This is a genomic window from Cellulomonas sp. 73-92 (genome assembly GCF_001898175.1).
GTDB lineage: Bacteria > Actinomycetota > Actinomycetes > Actinomycetales > Cellulomonadaceae > Cellulomonas.
Genome location: NZ_MKTH01000024.1, coordinates 55,429 through 70,692, shown reverse-complemented (window position 1 = coordinate 70,692; position 15,264 = coordinate 55,429). Strand labels below are relative to the sequence as shown.

At 71.7% G+C, this 15,264-nt stretch carries 25 protein-coding genes; 1 reads left to right on the top strand and 24 read right to left on the bottom strand.

Features of this window, described 5'->3' with window-relative positions; all coding sequences use genetic code 11:
* Positions 1–43: 43 nt before the first annotated feature.
* From BGO37_RS15655 to BGO37_RS15545, 23 genes are all read right to left on the bottom strand, one after another.
* Positions 44–307 carry a hypothetical protein gene (locus BGO37_RS15655; RefSeq protein WP_291756398.1) on the bottom strand — a complete coding sequence of 88 codons (264 nt, stop codon included), beginning with the start codon at positions 305–307 and terminating at the stop codon, positions 44–46.
* Positions 304–984 carry an HK97 family phage prohead protease gene (locus BGO37_RS15650; protein ID WP_291756396.1) on the bottom strand — a complete coding sequence of 227 codons (681 nt, stop codon included), beginning with the start codon at positions 982–984 and terminating at the stop codon, positions 304–306. The genes BGO37_RS15655 and BGO37_RS15650 overlap by 4 nt, the downstream gene beginning before the upstream one ends.
* A complete protein-coding gene (locus BGO37_RS15645) occupies positions 981–2,168 on the bottom strand; it encodes a phage portal protein (protein ID WP_291756393.1) in 1,188 nt (395 codons plus the stop codon). The genes BGO37_RS15650 and BGO37_RS15645 overlap by 4 nt, the downstream gene beginning before the upstream one ends.
* A complete protein-coding gene (locus BGO37_RS15640; RefSeq protein WP_291756391.1) occupies positions 2,165–2,350 on the bottom strand; it encodes a hypothetical protein in 186 nt (61 codons plus the stop codon). Before BGO37_RS15640 ends, BGO37_RS15645 begins: the two co-directional genes overlap by 4 nt.
* A gap of 9 nt (positions 2,351–2,359) precedes the next feature.
* Positions 2,360–3,748, bottom strand: a complete 1,389-nt coding sequence (locus tag BGO37_RS15635) for a hypothetical protein (protein WP_291756389.1) — start codon at positions 3,746–3,748, stop codon at positions 2,360–2,362.
* 79 nt (positions 3,749–3,827) lie between these two features.
* The gene (locus tag BGO37_RS15630; protein WP_291756387.1) at positions 3,828–4,382 is read right to left on the bottom strand and encodes a hypothetical protein; all 555 of its coding nucleotides are present in this window, start codon (positions 4,380–4,382) and stop codon (positions 3,828–3,830) included.
* Positions 4,383–5,113: 731 nt separating this feature from the next.
* Positions 5,114–5,809 carry a hypothetical protein gene (locus tag BGO37_RS15625; protein WP_291756384.1) on the bottom strand — a complete coding sequence of 232 codons (696 nt, stop codon included), beginning with the start codon at positions 5,807–5,809 and terminating at the stop codon, positions 5,114–5,116.
* The gene (locus tag BGO37_RS15620; protein WP_291756382.1) at positions 5,806–6,777 is read right to left on the bottom strand and encodes a hypothetical protein; all 972 of its coding nucleotides are present in this window, start codon (positions 6,775–6,777) and stop codon (positions 5,806–5,808) included. The genes BGO37_RS15625 and BGO37_RS15620 overlap by 4 nt, the downstream gene beginning before the upstream one ends.
* Before the next feature lie 67 nt (positions 6,778–6,844).
* Complete coding sequence (locus BGO37_RS15615) at positions 6,845–7,165, bottom strand: hypothetical protein (protein WP_291756380.1); 321 nt, start codon at positions 7,163–7,165, stop codon at positions 6,845–6,847.
* Positions 7,162–7,593, bottom strand: coding sequence for a hypothetical protein (locus tag BGO37_RS15610; RefSeq protein WP_291756377.1), 432 nt, complete (start codon positions 7,591–7,593; stop codon positions 7,162–7,164). Before BGO37_RS15610 ends, BGO37_RS15615 begins: the two co-directional genes overlap by 4 nt.
* Positions 7,590–7,817: a hypothetical protein gene (locus BGO37_RS15605; RefSeq protein ID WP_291756376.1), complete on the bottom strand. Its 228-nt coding sequence runs from the start codon at positions 7,815–7,817 to the stop codon at positions 7,590–7,592. Before BGO37_RS15605 ends, BGO37_RS15610 begins: the two co-directional genes overlap by 4 nt.
* Positions 7,814–8,215, bottom strand: a complete 402-nt coding sequence (locus BGO37_RS15600) for a hypothetical protein (protein ID WP_291756374.1) — start codon at positions 8,213–8,215, stop codon at positions 7,814–7,816. Before BGO37_RS15600 ends, BGO37_RS15605 begins: the two co-directional genes overlap by 4 nt.
* Complete coding sequence (locus BGO37_RS15595) at positions 8,208–8,672, bottom strand: hypothetical protein (protein WP_291756373.1); 465 nt, start codon at positions 8,670–8,672, stop codon at positions 8,208–8,210. Before BGO37_RS15595 ends, BGO37_RS15600 begins: the two co-directional genes overlap by 8 nt.
* Entirely contained in the window at positions 8,672–8,917 is a 246-nt protein-coding gene (locus BGO37_RS15590) for a hypothetical protein (RefSeq protein WP_291756371.1), read from the bottom strand. The genes BGO37_RS15595 and BGO37_RS15590 overlap by 1 nt, the downstream gene beginning before the upstream one ends.
* Positions 8,914–9,357, bottom strand: a complete 444-nt coding sequence (locus BGO37_RS15585) for a hypothetical protein (protein ID WP_291756368.1) — start codon at positions 9,355–9,357, stop codon at positions 8,914–8,916. Before BGO37_RS15585 ends, BGO37_RS15590 begins: the two co-directional genes overlap by 4 nt.
* Entirely contained in the window at positions 9,354–9,776 is a 423-nt protein-coding gene (locus tag BGO37_RS15580; RefSeq protein ID WP_291756366.1) for a hypothetical protein, read from the bottom strand. The genes BGO37_RS15585 and BGO37_RS15580 overlap by 4 nt, the downstream gene beginning before the upstream one ends.
* Positions 9,773–10,930: a hypothetical protein gene (locus tag BGO37_RS15575; RefSeq protein WP_291756363.1), complete on the bottom strand. Its 1,158-nt coding sequence runs from the start codon at positions 10,928–10,930 to the stop codon at positions 9,773–9,775. The genes BGO37_RS15580 and BGO37_RS15575 overlap by 4 nt, the downstream gene beginning before the upstream one ends.
* 5 nt (positions 10,931–10,935) lie before the next feature.
* Entirely contained in the window at positions 10,936–12,504 is a 1,569-nt protein-coding gene (locus tag BGO37_RS15570) for a ParB/RepB/Spo0J family partition protein (RefSeq protein WP_291756361.1), read from the bottom strand.
* The gene (locus BGO37_RS15565; protein ID WP_291756358.1) at positions 12,504–12,980 is read right to left on the bottom strand and encodes a hypothetical protein; all 477 of its coding nucleotides are present in this window, start codon (positions 12,978–12,980) and stop codon (positions 12,504–12,506) included. Before BGO37_RS15565 ends, BGO37_RS15570 begins: the two co-directional genes overlap by 1 nt.
* 34 nt (positions 12,981–13,014) lie before the next feature.
* Positions 13,015–13,281: a hypothetical protein gene (locus BGO37_RS15560; protein ID WP_291756357.1), complete on the bottom strand. Its 267-nt coding sequence runs from the start codon at positions 13,279–13,281 to the stop codon at positions 13,015–13,017.
* Positions 13,278–13,670 carry a hypothetical protein gene (locus BGO37_RS15555; RefSeq protein WP_291756355.1) on the bottom strand — a complete coding sequence of 131 codons (393 nt, stop codon included), beginning with the start codon at positions 13,668–13,670 and terminating at the stop codon, positions 13,278–13,280. Before BGO37_RS15555 ends, BGO37_RS15560 begins: the two co-directional genes overlap by 4 nt.
* Complete coding sequence (locus tag BGO37_RS15550; RefSeq protein WP_291756353.1) at positions 13,667–13,870, bottom strand: hypothetical protein; 204 nt, start codon at positions 13,868–13,870, stop codon at positions 13,667–13,669. Before BGO37_RS15550 ends, BGO37_RS15555 begins: the two co-directional genes overlap by 4 nt.
* A gap of 87 nt (positions 13,871–13,957) precedes the next feature.
* Positions 13,958–14,230 (bottom strand): hypothetical protein, encoded by a 273-nt coding sequence (locus tag BGO37_RS15545; RefSeq protein WP_291756351.1) that lies wholly within the window; start codon positions 14,228–14,230, stop codon positions 13,958–13,960.
* A 144-nt stretch (positions 14,231–14,374) separates the two neighbouring features.
* Here BGO37_RS15545 and BGO37_RS15540 point away from each other — a divergent pair, with 144 nt between their 5' ends.
* Entirely contained in the window at positions 14,375–14,674 is a 300-nt protein-coding gene (locus BGO37_RS15540; RefSeq protein ID WP_291756349.1) for a hypothetical protein, read from the top strand.
* Positions 14,675–14,970: 296 nt separating this feature from the next.
* On the opposite strand, the gene BGO37_RS15535 is transcribed toward BGO37_RS15540, so the two are convergent.
* Positions 14,971–15,165, bottom strand: a complete 195-nt coding sequence (locus tag BGO37_RS15535) for a helix-turn-helix domain-containing protein (protein WP_291756347.1) — start codon at positions 15,163–15,165, stop codon at positions 14,971–14,973.
* Positions 15,166–15,264 lie beyond the last annotated feature (99 nt).

Here is a 15,264-nt window from a genome sequence, read left to right as displayed (position 1 = left end):
CGCGCCCTCAGGCGCGGCAGTCGGTGGAGGCGAGCGGGGGTTGTCAGGCGCTGATCCAGCGCCCGTCGCGCCAGAAGCCGTGCGTGCCGCACGATCCGCAGAGGATCGACGGCGAGACCGTCAGAGGATCGGTGGACTCGACGCGCCAGCCGCGGTCGTCGTTCAGCGGAAGCAGCACGTCCGGGTGCCACAACGACGGCTCGCGTCCGGCGATGCCGGCCGAGGCGAGGTCAAGGAAGTTGCACTCGTGCGACCACAGGATGTGGCGGCCATCGTCGTCGAGACGGACCGCCGGGGTGCGCGTCATCGGGCCCGGTACGGCTGCAGGTCGGCCAGGTCGACAACCTGGCGGCCGGACTTCGCAGCGCGCAGGCCGGAGCCAGCGGTGGCGGGGTTGGCGCCGTAGCCGACGATCGCGACGTCGCCGCGGTGGATGTCGACGGACTCGATGTGGAACTCCATCCAGTCCGGCGACCAGGCGCCCGAGTTGATGACGAAGCGGAACGACATCTCGTCGACCAGGCCGGACCGCAGCTTCGGGACGATGTACGCCACGTCAGCGTCCGTGGGGTCCAGCTCGGGGGCCAGCACGTGCAGGCCCGTCTTCGGCCCGGTGAGAACCTCGTCGAGGCTCAGGGATCCGTTGGTGGTGCGAGCGATGCGCCGCAGCGAGTCGTGAGCCAGAACCAGGGGAACGTCGAGGTCCGGCTGAGCCAGGGTCGCGGCGAACGCGCCGGGCACGACCTGCTCGGTGTAGGGACCGAAGAAGTCCCACATCTCGTACCCGACACCGGTGACCGACGCGAACCCCTCGAAGGTCAGCAGGCCCGTGTCCGGCTGGTCGCGCAGCTCGACGCCCAGCATGCGTGCCGTGACACGCGACGAGGCGTGCGGATCGGCAGCGCACCGGCGCTGGGTGGGCCGGTCCGCCGCCCGCTTCATCGCCTCGGCACGGGCCTGTGCGGCCTCACGAATCGTGGTCACTGGATGCCTCCCGTCGTCTTCGGCTGCTGCTTGGCTGGTTCGCCGATGATCTGCAGCGTCTTCATCTCGTCGATCTGCTCAGGGGTGAAGGGCGGCAGGTTGTTCAGCGCCCGCTCCTCGGAGGGAGCCAGCACCTTGCCGGCCACCCGGCTGAGCAGGATCTGCTCACGTTGCTGGGGATCCATTCGCAGCAGGGCGTCGGAGTTGAGCTTCACGAACCGCGGCCTGGGCAGCCACTGCGACAGCGCGGTCTCTCGGCGCACGATCGGGGCGTTGAGGTTGATCACCATCAGCTGCAGGTTGCGCTGGGTGACGTTCGCGTAGGTGACGGACGACCCGTCGACCGGGACGTCCACCATGTCGCCGGGCACGCCGATGTAGCGGCAGACGTCGGACGCCGCGCCCTTCTGCTGGTCCAGGAACGCCGCCTCAGAGGCCTTCGCGCCGAACGAGTTGTAGGTCCAGTCCTTGCCGTGAACGAACGGCTCACCGGACTGCACCGCGGTCATGAAGCGCCGCTTGTGGGTCTCTGCCTGGACGGCGTCCAGCTCGCCCTTGTTCCACACCAGCTCGCCCGACGGCACCGCTGACCCCTGGAACCATGCGATCGCGAACGCCTGCGCCGACAAGGAAGCCTGCAGCGACCAGGCCGCTGCGGCCAAGGGCGACAGCCCGATCGGCGAGCCGGCGGGCACGTACGCCCGCTCGTGCCACACCTCGATCGTCGTGTAGTCGGAACGGCCCAGCCGGTAGCCGACGACCTTGCTGCCCTTGGTGTGGATCGCCGCGTCCTCGAACGGCACCGGGTCGACGACCGCCGGCAGACCGAACGCATCGCGAGCGACGATCAGTCCCAGGCAGTTGCCGAACCGGTCGAGGTCCATCTGCGTGGAGGAGATCCACTGTCCGATGCCCATCGGCTGACCGGCCCCGTACGAGGAGGGCTGCACCATCGACATCGGACTCGGGACGTCGACGTCGATGTTCTCGCCCGCGATGCGGCGGTACGTGTCGACTGGCAGCATCCCGATCAGCTCAGACCGCAGCCGTAGCGCCGCCCAGTACGCCGAGTTGCGCATCGCCGACGTCGATGTGACCGGAGCCCCCAGGCGCGAAGCACGCGAGCGAGCCAGCCACTCCTGCGGGGTGCCGTACGCCACCTGGTCGCGACGGAGAAGGCTCACCGCCCGCCTCCTCTCGTGTTGCGACGCTCGACGCGGCTCAGCACCACCGAGACCAGCAGCAGTCCCGCGCCCGCTACGGCCAAGCCGGCCGCCGGATGCCACGCCCAGGCCCAGACCGCGAGCGCGGCGACGAGCAGCAGCAGGCCGAGCAGGTCGAGCACGTCGGTGATCGCGGCAACCACGAGGCCTCCTCACAAGGTCGACCCGTCCGGGTCGTAGTCGTCGCCGAGCTGGCGGGCCAGCACGTAGCGGGGCAGGAGCACCGCGTACAGGGCGGTGATGTCCTGCAGGGAGCGGCCGCGGCTGAACACCCAGCGGTCGGCCACGCGGTGCTTGACGGCCGAGAACAGGGCCGCGTTCAGTACGGGGTCGCCGCCGTGCGCCAGGAGCTTGGTCAGCGCGTCGTCGTAGAACGCGCCGCACGCGTCGGCCTTCTCGCCGGTGTTGAGTCGCACGACGTCGAAGTCCTCGTCCTTCAGGTCCTGCTCGAACGCGCCCGCCCCGCCGCTGCCGTCGAGGGCGACGACGTTGCCGCCGAACTGGGCACGCAGCTGCACGAGGCGACGCACCGGCCAGTGGGTACCCTGCTCGTGGTCGAGGACCTCGAGGTACGCGCGGCGTCCGGGGTGGCGGGCCGCCATGCCGACGGCCGACCAGTCGCGGTCGGGGGAGACGTCCACGCCCCAGACCGGCTCGCCCCGCCAGTCGATCTCGTCCTCGTCGAGCTTGTCATCGGCCCACGCCAGCCGAGGGATCACCGGGTCAGGCACCTTCGCCGCCGGCCACCAGCCGAGGTAGCCGCGGTCGAACTCCTCCGGGTTGGCGGCGAAGCCCTCCAGCGCACCCTGGAACTTCGCCTCGGTCGTCAGGTATCCCAGGCCCGGGTGGTACGTCCACCAGGTGTTGGGGTCCTCACGGTCGGCGTCGCGTGGTGCGGCGTAGTGAATCAGGGCCGTGCGCGACGTGCGCTCGTGCATCGGCCTGGACTGCTCGAGCTCGAGCCGGGCGATCGCGGTGTCGAGCTTGTCCCGCAGGTACGTCGACGACGCGTCGCCGGCGGCCGACATGACGCCGAGCTGGGAGGCGGCGACGTTGTTCATCGCCGGTCGCGCGGATTGTTCGAGGCGGGCGTCCGAGTGGGCGAAGGCCTCGTCGATCGCCGCCTCGTGCAGCTTCGGACCGTGGCCCGAGGTGGCCTTCACGGAGTCGATCCACCAGCCGGCGCCGTTGGCGAACGCGATGTGCTCCTGGCCGCCCTTGCCCGACAGGCCCGGCTTCTTCGACCGCTTGCCGACGTTGAAGTCCAGGAACGAGCGGAGCGGGCTGGCACTGATCGGGAACCACATGTCCGTCTCGAGGCGCATCAGCGCCATCGTGCGGTTCTGCGCCGTGTAGCGGACCGTCGCCCGCGGGGTGAACAGGCAGCGGTCGGTGAGCTTCGCGCGGACCAGCGTCGTCTTGCCGATCTGCCGCTCGCCAACGATCAGGTACTCCTGGTACCAGGGGTCGCCCGTGTGCGGGTCGATCTCACCGATGATGTCGGCGGCGTCGCGCTGCCAGGGGATGAACGGCTCACCCATGCGAGCCGACACCGCAGCGATGCGGCCGCCGGTCGTGTCCCGGGTTGGGTTGCGTTCGGTGGAGTGCAGGGGAACGGCCTCAGGCCTGCCGCCCGCTCTCACTGCCGCGTCCCTCCTGCTCGATCGCCGCGAGTATCGCCTCAGCCTCGGCCGCGACACCGTCCGCCTCGCCGTGGTGGCCGGCGCCGGCGCCCGCGTCGTCCAGCCCCTTGAACCCGAGCAGGGCGATGCGCTGCAGCAGCTCGAACTGACGCAGCTGCAGCGGCGAGACCAAGTCGAGACGGTCGATCGTGGCGGCCTGGTCGAGGATCCGGGCGTTCAGCCGGGCCATCCCGATGTACGTGTGTCGGAACGCAACCTTGTCGTCCGGCTCCCGCAGGTCGTCCAGCAGCGCCGCCTCGAGCACTCCGTTCGGCGCGCTCATGTTCAGGCCCGCGGGCGTGACGACCGGCTCGGTCGGAGGCGTCGTGACGACGAGCGGCTCGCTGTCGGCGTTCGCCGCGGCCGCCGCGGCGGCGCGGCGACGCGCCCGCCAGTCCCGCACGTAGTCCGCGTGCGCGCCGCGGCACACCCCGCACTTGCAGCCCTGCCGGTAGCCCGAGGCGCCGTGGTTGGAGATCTCGCGCGCCATCACGCACCCCCGTTCTTCACCCGCAAATCGCTTTGGACCGTCCGAACGGACGCCGCCGCGACCATTCCCCGCGTCCGGCGTGTGAGACATCGCCGCAGGTCACACGCGTGTGAGGCCCCACGCCGGGCAATCAAGTGGGGGGAGAAAAAAAGGTCGATGGGGCGGTCGCCCACAATGGCGCGAACTGAAAAATCCGCGCGTCACGACAGGTCGAGGGGCGGCCAGTCGCGTGACCGGGGCCGGCCCGCAAGGCCTCGACCAGCACCTGGGCGACCGATCGACGCGTTGCACCCGAAGTGCGCCGGCACCAGGTTCCGCGGGTCGGTCGGGTGGCCGCCGTCGAGAGGCGAGACCAGGTGGTGCAGGCTCGGACCCCACGGGTGGTTGTGCCGCAGGCCGAAGAGGATCAGTCCGTCCGTCTCGCGCAGGTACCGGCACGGGGTCGCCTGGCAGACCGAGCCCGGCGGGCAGAGCTGCTGGACTAGGCGCCGCCACGTGCGACCCTGACGACCGCGACGCGGATCCCACTCGCTGAGCACCACGCACCCCCCGAAGGCTGGCGGGACCTCCGACCGCTAGAGGCTCGACCCGGCGACCCCTCGCCGCCCGCCAGCTGCACCCGGCCACGCCGAGGCGGTCCTGCACCCCGGGGCATGCCCAACCCCGGGAAGCACGAAGGCCCCAGCCGAACCGGCTGAGGCCTCGTGGGCATGACGAACCCACCGAGGTGCACACTAGCGCGCGACCGGCTCCTGCTCGTTGGACCCGGCGGCCGAAGCGGCGTGTCGCGTGTCGCTGGCCACGGCGGCGAGGTCGGCCTCGCTGCCCTCCCATGCGCCGCCGCAGTCCAGGCACGCCATCGTCAGCGGCTCCGGCACCACACGCAGCCCGCCGACCTTTCCGCAGGCCGGGCAGGGCACATGCGGCCGCAGCGGCGCGTCGTCCCACGTCGTCGTCACCCGGGCATGCACCCACCAGCGCTCCACCGTCCGGTCGACGCTGTGCAGCCACGCCCGGTCCAGGTCAGGGACGAAGCCCCGGATGATCCGCACCGCGTCGATGAGCCGGCGCGGGTGAGCCACCAGCTGCACACCATCGATCGCCGCCTGCACCCGCAGGGCCACCAGCTGCGCCGCCAACGGCCGCGCCTCCCGGTCGATCATCAGCAGCGTGTCAGCCGCCACGAGTGAACCCGGCGGACGAGACCCGCCCGACGACGACGAGCGGCCAGCCGTCGACGACGGGTTGCCCCGCGCCAGCTGACCCAGCAGCCCGGGCATCCGCACCTCGACATCCTCGGGCACCAGGGCATCAGTCCCCACCCGATGCACCCACCGCCGGGTACGCACCGTGCGAGGCTCGAGCAGCTCGTCCAGGCGATCGACCAGCCGGGTGCGGATGTCCTCGATCGTCAAGGCTGGGGCGCTCATCGTCCACTCCCACGACGACCACGACGCCGAGAGCGACCCAGCCCGTCACTACCCAGCCCGTCACTACCCAGCCCGTCACTACCCGAGTCCGACCCGACCCGACCCGACCCGGCGAGTTCGAACTCGTCGGAGGGCGAGTCGTGAACGACACGCGACGACTCACCTGGCGGTGCGCCGGCCAGCGGATCGGTGGCGGGAGCGGTAGCCGCGCCGCCCGGTCGCACTGGAGACGCGCCGTGCGGCTGCGTGGTCCGTGCGGTGTCGGGGTCGCTGGCTCGCTCGACCGTCTTGCGAGGCCGGCCGATGTTCTGCTCGACGACGACGCCCGCGTTCTCGAACAGGTACTTCACCGTCGCCGACCCGTACAGCGGCTTGACCGGCGGCGGGAAGACGGCATGCTCGGCCTCCCACTTGCCGGAGCGGTCGTCGTTGCGGGCGTGGTTGCACTCCCAGCAGGCGATCACCGCGGTGTCGACCGTGGCCGCCTCGCCGGGCACCAGGTGGTCGACCGTGGCCGACCGGTTGTTCGACGGCCCCGACCACACCACGACGATGCGGCACCACCGGCACTGGTCGCCGTCGCGCTGACGGATCGGGACCATCAGGCGCGGGTCGCGGGTGTCGTTGCGCTGCCGGTTGTTCCACTCCATCTCCGCCACCGTGCGGATGTGGATGAAGTCGTCCTTCTCCACGAGCCGCCAGGCGAGCAGCCCGTTGACCCGGGTGCGCTCGAGGAGCTTGACCCGCTCGGCGAGTTTGACGAGCTCGGACCACCTCGCGCCGCCGATCATCTGCACCGTGCCGATGTCGATCACGTAGTCCGTGGTGTGTGCGGCGACCTGCCAGGCGCAGCGGAACACGAACCCGGCCACCTCGTTGACCGTGCGCTCGTCGGCGCCCTTGACGCCGGCGACGGACAGCAGCGGGGGGTAGGTCGCGGCGTTGTCGCCGACGCGGGCCCAAGGCACGGGCGAGATCTCCTTCGTTCGGTTCTGAGCGGGGTGAGCCGCGAGCGCGGCGGGGATCGGGCTGGGTTCATGTCAGCCGTCGCATCTGCCGGCGCAGGTCGGCCTCCTGCTCGCGCTGGGCGCGCAGCCGCTCGAGGTAGACGCGGGCGCGGCGCTCGGCCTCGTCGAACGGGTCGATGCCGGCACGGTTGAGGGCCTTCAGCTCGCGGCGCGTCGGCCGCCAGGTGTGGGAGCCGCTCGGGTAGTGCGACGAGCCCTCACGACCGCCGCCAGGGGCCAGCAGCCGGACGAACGGCACGATGTCGAACGACCCATCCGCGTTGGGCTGGACCTCGACGTAGACGTCCAGGTCGTCGTCGATCGCCGCCCGGCGCACGTTGCGCGTCATCGGATCTCCCCGGCGGGTGCTGCGGCCTTCTGCTCGCGCGCCTGTCGGCACTCCTGGCAGAGCAGGTCGTCGTCGACGAGCTTCCACAGCGGGTCGTTGTCGTCGTCCTCGAGGCCGAGCCAGGAGTCGATGTCCTCCCGGGCGTCGTTGACCGTCGTGTGGTGCGTCGTGTACTCGTCGTCGTGGAAGCCCTCGCCGCAGCCGGAGCAGACGACCTTGATGCACGGCTGCCGCTCGACGAGCTGGGCCCAGGACGGCAGCGTCGGCGGGAGCGGTACGCGGGCGGTGAGGATCGCCTGGAAGTCATCAGCCAGCGTGTCGCCGTGGCGCTGGTCGTGGACCAGCAGCGCCGCCATCACACGCTGCATCCGACGCTCGTCGAGGGTCTGGCCATCGCCCGGGATCGCCAGGTGCGGGACCTCGCTCATCGGACCGGCCGCTCGTGCGTGCTGACCGACACCCGGACGAGCTCGCCGTTGTCGACGCTGACGCGCAGGGTGGACAGGTCGATGTCCGTGGTCCCGGGCGGGAACCGGGAGGCGAGCTGCTCGAGCCGGTCGCCGAGCTTGGCCAGCGCGATGGGCTTGCCGTTCTCGTTGCCAGGGATCAGGAACGAGTCGCTGACGATGGTCTTGGTGGTCAGGGCGGTCATCGGGCGGTCCTCTCGGTCATCAGCTCGTGCACGACGAACCAGGTGTCGTCGTCGTGCGGGGTCTTCACGCCGGCGGCCTTGACCACCTCGGCGCGGTGGCCACCGGCCGGCAGCAGGTCCTCGTCGGCCAGGCCCAGGGCGATCGCCGCGTCCACGAGCGCGCGCGCCTTGCGTCGACGCGAGGCCTCGGCCTTCGGCGTGTGCGCGAAGTCCGGCACCAGGGCGTCGATGTGCGTCTGCCAGGCGTCGAGCGTCGCTGCGGCGACCCACGCCGGGTCGCCATGGCGCGCGCCGGGCTCGCACCATCCGCAGGCGCATGCCGCCTGCAGCTCGCCGGCGCGCGCGGTGTCGCGCGGCACGTACTCGTGGCCGGCCGGCGCGACGTCGACGTCAGCCACCGAAGGCCTCGATGTCCGCGAGCCAGGCGAGCAGCTCGGGCTCGGAGACGGTCAGGTGGTCGACCATGCCGTACATGAGCTCGGGAGTGACGTGGTGGTCGAGGAGGACCGCGGTGCGCTTGCCGGCGCCGACCGCCCAACCGAGCTCGAGGTGAGCCGAGCGACCGCAGGGTGTGACCAGGACGCAGGCGTCGGCCCAGTGCATCGCCGCGAAGTCGGATCCGAAGGCCGCGTGCGCGCGTGGGTGGTCCATCGCGTCGAGGAAGTCCAGCGTCGGCACCGTGTCGTGTCCACCGAGCGTCTGCCGGTCGGTCGCCAAGCCGACCTCGTGCCAGGCAAAGCCCGTCGCGCCCGGCGGGTTGCGGAAGTCGTAGGCCTCGTGCCCGGCCCGCGTCAGCATGTCGACGACCTGCGGTTGTCGGGCGTTGCGCCAGCTCGACGCCACGTAGATCTTCATCAGCGGGCCTCGGGGCAGATGTGTCGGGCTGGGCGAAGCCGCTGAGGCAGGCGGTTGCGGCCGCCCTCGCCGGGCTGTGGGTGGGCGCGCCAGCCGCCGCAGCCGGGGCAGCGGTCGATCGCGGTGTCGCGGTCGGCCAGGGCCTGGCGGTGCTGCTCTTCGGCGTGGGTGCGGGCGAGGTCGGCGCGCCGGTAGATGCCCTCACGTGGGTGCGGCAGCGCCTGCAGGCCGAACGGGGCGATCACGACTCCTCATCCCCGTCGCCGCCGTCGTCGGGCTCGTCGTTGACGCCGGGCTCACGGAACAGTCCCTTGTCGGCGGGCACGCGCACGACGCCGGACCCGTCGATCTCCTGCGCGTTCCAGGGGCCGTCGATGACCTCGCCCGTGCCCTTGGTGACGGTCAGGCCGTCGATCTCCAGCTCGTGCTGACCCGAGTGCGCCGACCGGGCGGCGCGCATCAGCTTGTCGGCGACCGTGATGTCACCGGGCAGGACCGGCTCGATCGAGACGACGTGCAGCGTGGCCTCGACCTCGCCCGACTCGATCGCGGTCGTCAGCTTCGACACCCCGACCCACATGAGGACCAGGTGCTCGTCCTCTGGCTGGTTGATCAGCTGGCGCTCGATCGCGTGCATCCCGTTCAGCGCCGCATCCTTGGGCAGCGCACCCGACAGCTTCGTCACGGCTGCACCGCCTGGCAGCCGCATGACGACGTGTGCAGGTCACCGTGCTTGCCGTTCGGACCGAGGGGGCGCAGCACGTCCAGGGCGTCGATGAGCACCCCGAGCCGCGCCACGTGCTCGGGCCGACGCTCGGTGTATGGGCTTGCCGCGATCGCGGACTGCGCGGCACTCAGCGTCTCGCGGAGCATCTTCGGGCCGTCCGGGATCGGGAGGCTCGGCGTGGGACCCGCGAGCGCGGCGTCGAGCTCGGTGAGCTGGCGCTCGACCCAGGCGACGTCGTCGTCCGCGGAGTCGGCGACGGAGTGCCGCTCGGCGGCGATGCGGACCAGGCGGGGCAGGTCGCCGGCGAGGTGCCTGCGGCGCTCCTCGAGGGCGATCTGCACGGCCGTGGTGTCGGTCGTGTCGGTGGTGGTGGTCACAGCAGGGTCTCCTTCGGTGCGGTGGTGGCGGGCAGGTACAGGGCGGCGTAGGCCTCGAGGCGGGCCATGCCCTTGGCGGCGCCGGCGAGGCCTGCTGCGGCGTCCATGAGGCCTGCCACGACGTCGTGGATCGCGCGGCGCACGTCGTCGGGCAGGAGAGCGGTCAGCTCGGTCCTCGGGGCCGGGGCGGTGGTCGACACCGGGGCGGCGTCGGCGGGCGGCAGCGGCTCGACGGCTGCCGGCTCGACCGGCGCGGGATCCTGGGTGGGGGCGTCGGGTTCGTCGGGTGCCGGGGTGGACAGCGGTGCCGGCACGCTGGGTGCGGGATCGCGACGTGCGGGGCTGCGTGGGCGGTCGGGCTGGGCAGCGGACACGCCGTGGTCGCGCAGGATCTGTCCGATGCGGGACTCGCCCACACCGAACCGCTGCGCCAGGTCCCTCGTCGAGGGGTGCTCCGGGCCGGTGAACGCGGCGACGATCTGCTCGTCACGGCCCGGCACCAGGACGTAGCCGCCACGAGCCCGCAGCTGCACGCCGGCGTCGACGAGCCAGCCGCGCACCGTCCCAGCGCTGCGGTGCGTGCGGGCTGCGATCTCGGCCATGGAGTCGCCGGCGACGTAGGCGGTGACCGCCGCCAGCCGGTCGCGCGAGTCGGGGTTCGGAGCAGCCGGGCGGGAGGCTGGCGGCGCCGGCTTGGGGACGACCACCGCCGGGGCCGACGCCGGCGGCGCGGGGACGGATGCTGGCGCCGCCTGGGACGGGGTGCGGTGGTGGCCCTTGGGTGACAGCTGCACACCCTGCTGGTGCAGGATCCGGCGCACCATCTCATGGCTCAGGTCGAACCGGTGGCCGAGCTCCTGGATGCTCGGCTGGTCGTCCGCCTCGTAGGCCGCGACGATCTGCTCGTCACGCGTCGCCCGCCGCTCGGCCACGGTCGGGTCGTGCTCCGGGTCGTACGCCGAGGCCTCCGAGACGACCTGCCCGCGCGGCAGACCTGCCTCCATCCGGCGACGCTCGGCACCCTTGCGGGCCATCCGCTCGCGCCACTCCTCACGCGACTCGGCTCGCAGGGGCGGGGCGACGCGCAGCCGCGCCGGGTCCTGCTCACCCGCGTACGCGGCCGCATGCGCCGACGCACCGATCGTCTTGGGCACCGGACTCAGTCCTCGTCGCCCTCGTCGTCGTCGACGTCGTCGGCCGCGTCGTAGAAGCCCTCGTCGTCGACGTCGGCCTCGTCGGCCTCGTCGGCCGGCCGCTCGGTGAGGGCATCGACCTCCTCGCTGCACGGGGCGTAGCCGAGCTGCTGCAGCAGCTCGTAGTAGGCGCCGACGCGGGCGGTCGGATAGTTATCCGAGCAGAGTCCGTCCTCCTCGCCCAGCACGGCGAGCGCGAGCAGGGCGTGCCCGGTGTCCAGGGCGGCGATCGCCGCGGCGACCACGGCGTCATCCTCGTCGTCGCTGGTGGCGTTGCCGAAGGGCTCGATGCCGAGCCACGCCAGCAGCTTCTTGTCGACGCCGTAGGTGTCGAAGCTGGTCCACACCCACATCAGGTCACGGCGAGCGACGAACCCGGCGAGGATCGCGACCTGCTGTGTCGTGATCGACCGGGCCTTCAGCCCGTCGACGAAGGCTCTGCGCAGCCCGGTGAACCGCTCGTGCCGCTCGGCCTGCGCCGCGACGGCGGCGCGACGCTCGGCCTGCTGGCGCTCCCACTCCGGGTCCACCGCCGGCGTCGCGGGCTGGTCGCCGGCCGAGGGCTCCGACCGGGGCCGGAACAGGTAGACGTTGTCGTCGTACGTGTTGTGGAAGGTGCGGAAGACGCACGTCGCGTCGACGTCGCTCAGGTAGTGCTCGAGCCAGTTGGCCACCTTCTGCGACTGCGAGCCCTGCTGGAGCTCCCACCGGCTGATGTAGCCGACCTGCACCATGCCATCAGGCGCGTAGCCCTGGTACTCACCGTGCTCCCTGAGCGGGATCGGAGTCGCGCCGGCCGCCTGCAGGGCATCCACCACACGGGCCACCGCACGGGCGATCATGACCTTCTTGGTGGCCTTGGCGAGCTCGTTCTCGAAGTCCGCCGAACCCAGCACCTTCGCCAGCTGCTCGACGAGCTCCGGGTCGTCCTCGAAGTCGGACAGTCGATCGGCCTGCGCCAGCGTCGCCTGCCCCGTGTGCAGCTTCTCCCGGGCCTTCTCCGGCAGGCTGCCCAGGCGCAGCCGGCGCCGCACAGTGGACTCGCTGCGTCCGGTCTCACGGGCGATCGCGTCGACGTCGAGACCGAGGTCGAGGAGGCCCTGGTAGCCGTCCGCCTCCTCGATGGGCGAGAGGTCCGCGCGCTGCACGTTCTCGACGAGCATCAGCTCGAGCTGCTGCGCCGGCGTCAACGTCTCGTCGACGATCGCCGGCACCGAGTTCAGGCCGGCGAGCTTCGCGGCCGCGGCGCGGCGGTGGCCGATGACGGTCTGGTAGTGGCCGGACGGCTCGTCGTCGGTGTCGAGGATCGGCACGACGGTCAAGGGCTGACGGATGCCGCTCGAGCGGATCGAGTCCGCGAGCTCGGTCAGGTCCCCGAGGTCCCGACGAGGGTTCTTGGGGTGCGGGAACAGCGTCGTCAGCGAGATCTCGACGAGCCGCGGCAGGACACCCGTCAGCTCGTCGAACGCCGGCGACGGCAGGTTGCGGACGGTGGTCGGGATCTCGATCTCGGCGCGCTTCCCCCGGGCGGCCATCAGCGCTGCCCGGCTTCGCTGTAGGTGTAGTTCGATGCCGGGAACGGCCCCGCCACACCGCCAGGGAGCTCGAGGTACACCGATTCCGCCTCCACGCGCACGACGCGACGTGGATCGAGGTCGTGGTTCTTGTGCCAAGCCATGCGCCCGACCACGGGCAGGGCCGCGGCCTCGTCGTCCTCGGCGTCGGCGTTCTCGATCGCGGCGATCAACAGCGCGGCGGCGCGGGCGAGGTTCGCTCGAGCGAGCGAGCGGTCGGCCAGCCAGTCGGCCTTGTCAGCCGAGCGACGGGCGGCCATCACGAGGCGGCCCAGGTCCTCGCCGTCGGAGTCGCCGGACGCCTGACGAGCCGCCAAGACGTCGAGCAGCGCCGCGGCTGTCGCTTCGCTCGCGTCCGCGAGCGCGACGACGGCGCGGCCTTTGGCGGTGACGTCGATGTTCAGCGTCACGGGGATGGAGTCGGGGGTCTTTGCCATGAGGGGTGCTCCTGGAGTGGTGGTCGGGGTTCGTTCAGTCGGAGTCGGAGTCGGGGTCGTAGTCGTCGTTGGCTCGGCGCATCGCGGCGTCACGCGGTGGGCGGCCGTTTCGCCAGCCGAGGCGCCGCAGGTAGGCCAGGTGCCGCTGGTGGGCCTCCTCACGGGCCTCGGCCTCCGCGGCCGCACGGGCCTGCTCGGTGCGGCAGATCGGGCACCAGAGCTCACCGTCGGGGCGGCGGCCGGCGCGGCCGCCGTGGCGGCACGTGACCGGGGTGAGGAGCTCATCGATGCCGCGCGTCACGGGGACCCACCACCGCGACGCCGCTCGTACCAGGCCTCGAGCCGCCCCAGGGCGACGCAGCCGGCCGCCGCGGCCAGAACCACCAGCCCGGGGGCGATGAGGACGCAGCAGGCGACCTGCTCGGCGCGGCGCCACCCCGGCGTGGCAACGACTTCGCCGGCGACGATCACCGTCGCCGAGACGGCCGTCACCACGGCGAGGGCCAGCAGGATCCGGCCCAGCGCGTCAGCCGAGCGACGCGACGGGCGCGCATGCTGCGGCGTGCCCGCGTGCAGCAGCTCGAGGTCCGCCTCGTCCCGGGCCGTCACGTGTCCCTCGAGATGACCGACGGGCTCGGTCGTGGTCGCCTGGATCAGGGCGAACACGTCGGGAGCAGCGTCGTCGGTCACCGGGCACCGCCCAGGATCCGGGAGCCGATGCGCTCGAGCTCGAGCTGAGCGACGACCAGGACCGGCACCGCCAGCAGACGGCCCCGCGGCGTCGCCAGGTCGAGCGCGAACACTCGACGCGACGCGTCGTCGAGGATCGCCTGCTCGGCGTCGGCACGCATCCGACCGACGTACGACAGCTTGTTCAGCGAGATCATCACGGGGCCTTCCAGTCGATGAGTGGGACTCGCAGGAGAGGGAAAGGGGCCAGCCCGGCGGCAGGGGGTAGCGCACGGGCCGGCCCCGGATCAGGTGGTCTGCGGCGGCCACACCCACACCGAGCGCTCGACGAGGCCTCCGTCGAGCCGCGTGAGCACGTGCACGCCGCCGTCCATGTCGAGAGCCGGCAGGACGCGCACGTCCTCGACGTCGTCGAGCTCCACGCCCCACCAGTCCGCGACCGCGGCGATGAACTCGCCCGTCGCAGCCGCGAGCCGGGAGCGGTCTCCGTCTCCGGTGGCGACCAGAACCCCGGTCGGGGACGGTGCCTCTCCGTCCCCGACCGGGCCAACCGCCGACATGCCCTCAACCGCGCGGCCACAAGGCGCGGGAGAGTCGGCGGGATCTCCTACGGTCGGGACATCAGCCGACGACGTTGGAGCGTCGACGGCACCGACGACCGGCGAGGGACCGACCTCGACCGATCCGACCGAAGGAGAAGAACCATGGGCGTCCTGCACTACGGCCCGACCGAGCTCGACATCGCCGACGCTGACCTCGTCACGCTCCAGTTCGCCGTCTGGAAGGCCTTCGCTCGCGACATCACCTTCCACGTCGAGCTCCGCCGACCCGCGGACACCATCTGGCTGGTGTTCAGCCCCGGCGTGCCGCTGGCCTTCGTCGTGAACAATGTCGAGCCCGTCCACCGGGGCGCCGACCTGGTCGCTCGGTGGGAAGACGAGGCCACCGGCGGCGGCTGCATCACCATCGACGCCTTCCCCGACGACAGCGAGACCACCGCCTGAACGTCGAGCGGGATCCCGCTCCGCCTTCAGCCACTCGCGTCGCGCGTCCGCGAACCGCAGATCGCAGAACCCACCAAGCGGCGGCCCGTACGGGTCCGCCGGATCAGCCGGCGGCGGCAGCTCGGTGCTGCGGTAGCTCCTCGGCAGCCCGAGAACACGATCCCGCTCCAAGGAAGCGCGGCGAGCCGCACGCTCGGCACGGTCCGCGGCATCCGAAGCCCGAAGCATCGCCACCATGGCGAGCGCGCAAAGGAGGCCCGTCACGGCCACCGCAACCCATTCAGCCGCCGGCGTGCTCACGACGCGCTCCGTGCGAGCAGGTGCTCGACGTCCCGCCGCCGGAAGCGGCGATGACCCGTCGGGGTCCGTAACGCCTCGATGCGACCCGCACGCTCCCAACGCTTGAGCGTGTCAGGGTGCACCGCCAGCAACTCGGCAGCCTCGCCGACACTGAGGAGTTCGTCGTGATCCGCAGCATGCTTGGTCCGCATGGGTGCAGAGGTAAGCATGCTGCGAATAGCGGTGTCAATGGGCGAATTCGGCGTGTCGCCGTGTTGCTATCCCTTGCATGGGTTCGCGTGGGGTGGCAT

Bases quoted from the DNA above. Each gene is read 5' to 3' on its own strand.
- BGO37_RS15615 (WP_291756380.1), bottom strand. From the start codon at position 7,165: ATGACGCGCAACGTGCGCCGGGCGGCGATCGACGACGACCTGGACGTC.
- BGO37_RS15545 (WP_291756351.1), bottom strand. From the start codon at position 14,230: ATGTCGGCGGTTGGCCCGGTCGGGGACGGAGAGGCACCGTCCCCGACC.
- BGO37_RS15570 (WP_291756361.1), bottom strand. From the start codon at position 12,504: ATGGCCGCCCGGGGGAAGCGCGCCGAGATCGAGATCCCGACCACCGTC.
- BGO37_RS15595 (WP_291756373.1), bottom strand. From the start codon at position 8,672: ATGAAGATCTACGTGGCGTCGAGCTGGCGCAACGCCCGACAACCGCAG.
- BGO37_RS15540 (WP_291756349.1), top strand. From the start codon at position 14,375: ATGGGCGTCCTGCACTACGGCCCGACCGAGCTCGACATCGCCGACGCT.
- BGO37_RS15535 (WP_291756347.1), bottom strand. From the start codon at position 15,165: ATGCGGACCAAGCATGCTGCGGATCACGACGAACTCCTCAGTGTCGGC.
- BGO37_RS15625 (WP_291756384.1), bottom strand. From the start codon at position 5,809: ATGAGCGCCCCAGCCTTGACGATCGAGGACATCCGCACCCGGCTGGTC.
- BGO37_RS15565 (WP_291756358.1), bottom strand. From the start codon at position 12,980: ATGGCAAAGACCCCCGACTCCATCCCCGTGACGCTGAACATCGACGTC.
- BGO37_RS15655 (WP_291756398.1), bottom strand. From the start codon at position 307: ATGACGCGCACCCCGGCGGTCCGTCTCGACGACGATGGCCGCCACATC.
- BGO37_RS15610 (WP_291756377.1), bottom strand. From the start codon at position 7,593: ATGAGCGAGGTCCCGCACCTGGCGATCCCGGGCGATGGCCAGACCCTC.
- BGO37_RS15605 (WP_291756376.1), bottom strand. From the start codon at position 7,817: ATGACCGCCCTGACCACCAAGACCATCGTCAGCGACTCGTTCCTGATC.
- BGO37_RS15635 (WP_291756389.1), bottom strand. From the start codon at position 3,748: ATGGGTGAGCCGTTCATCCCCTGGCAGCGCGACGCCGCCGACATCATC.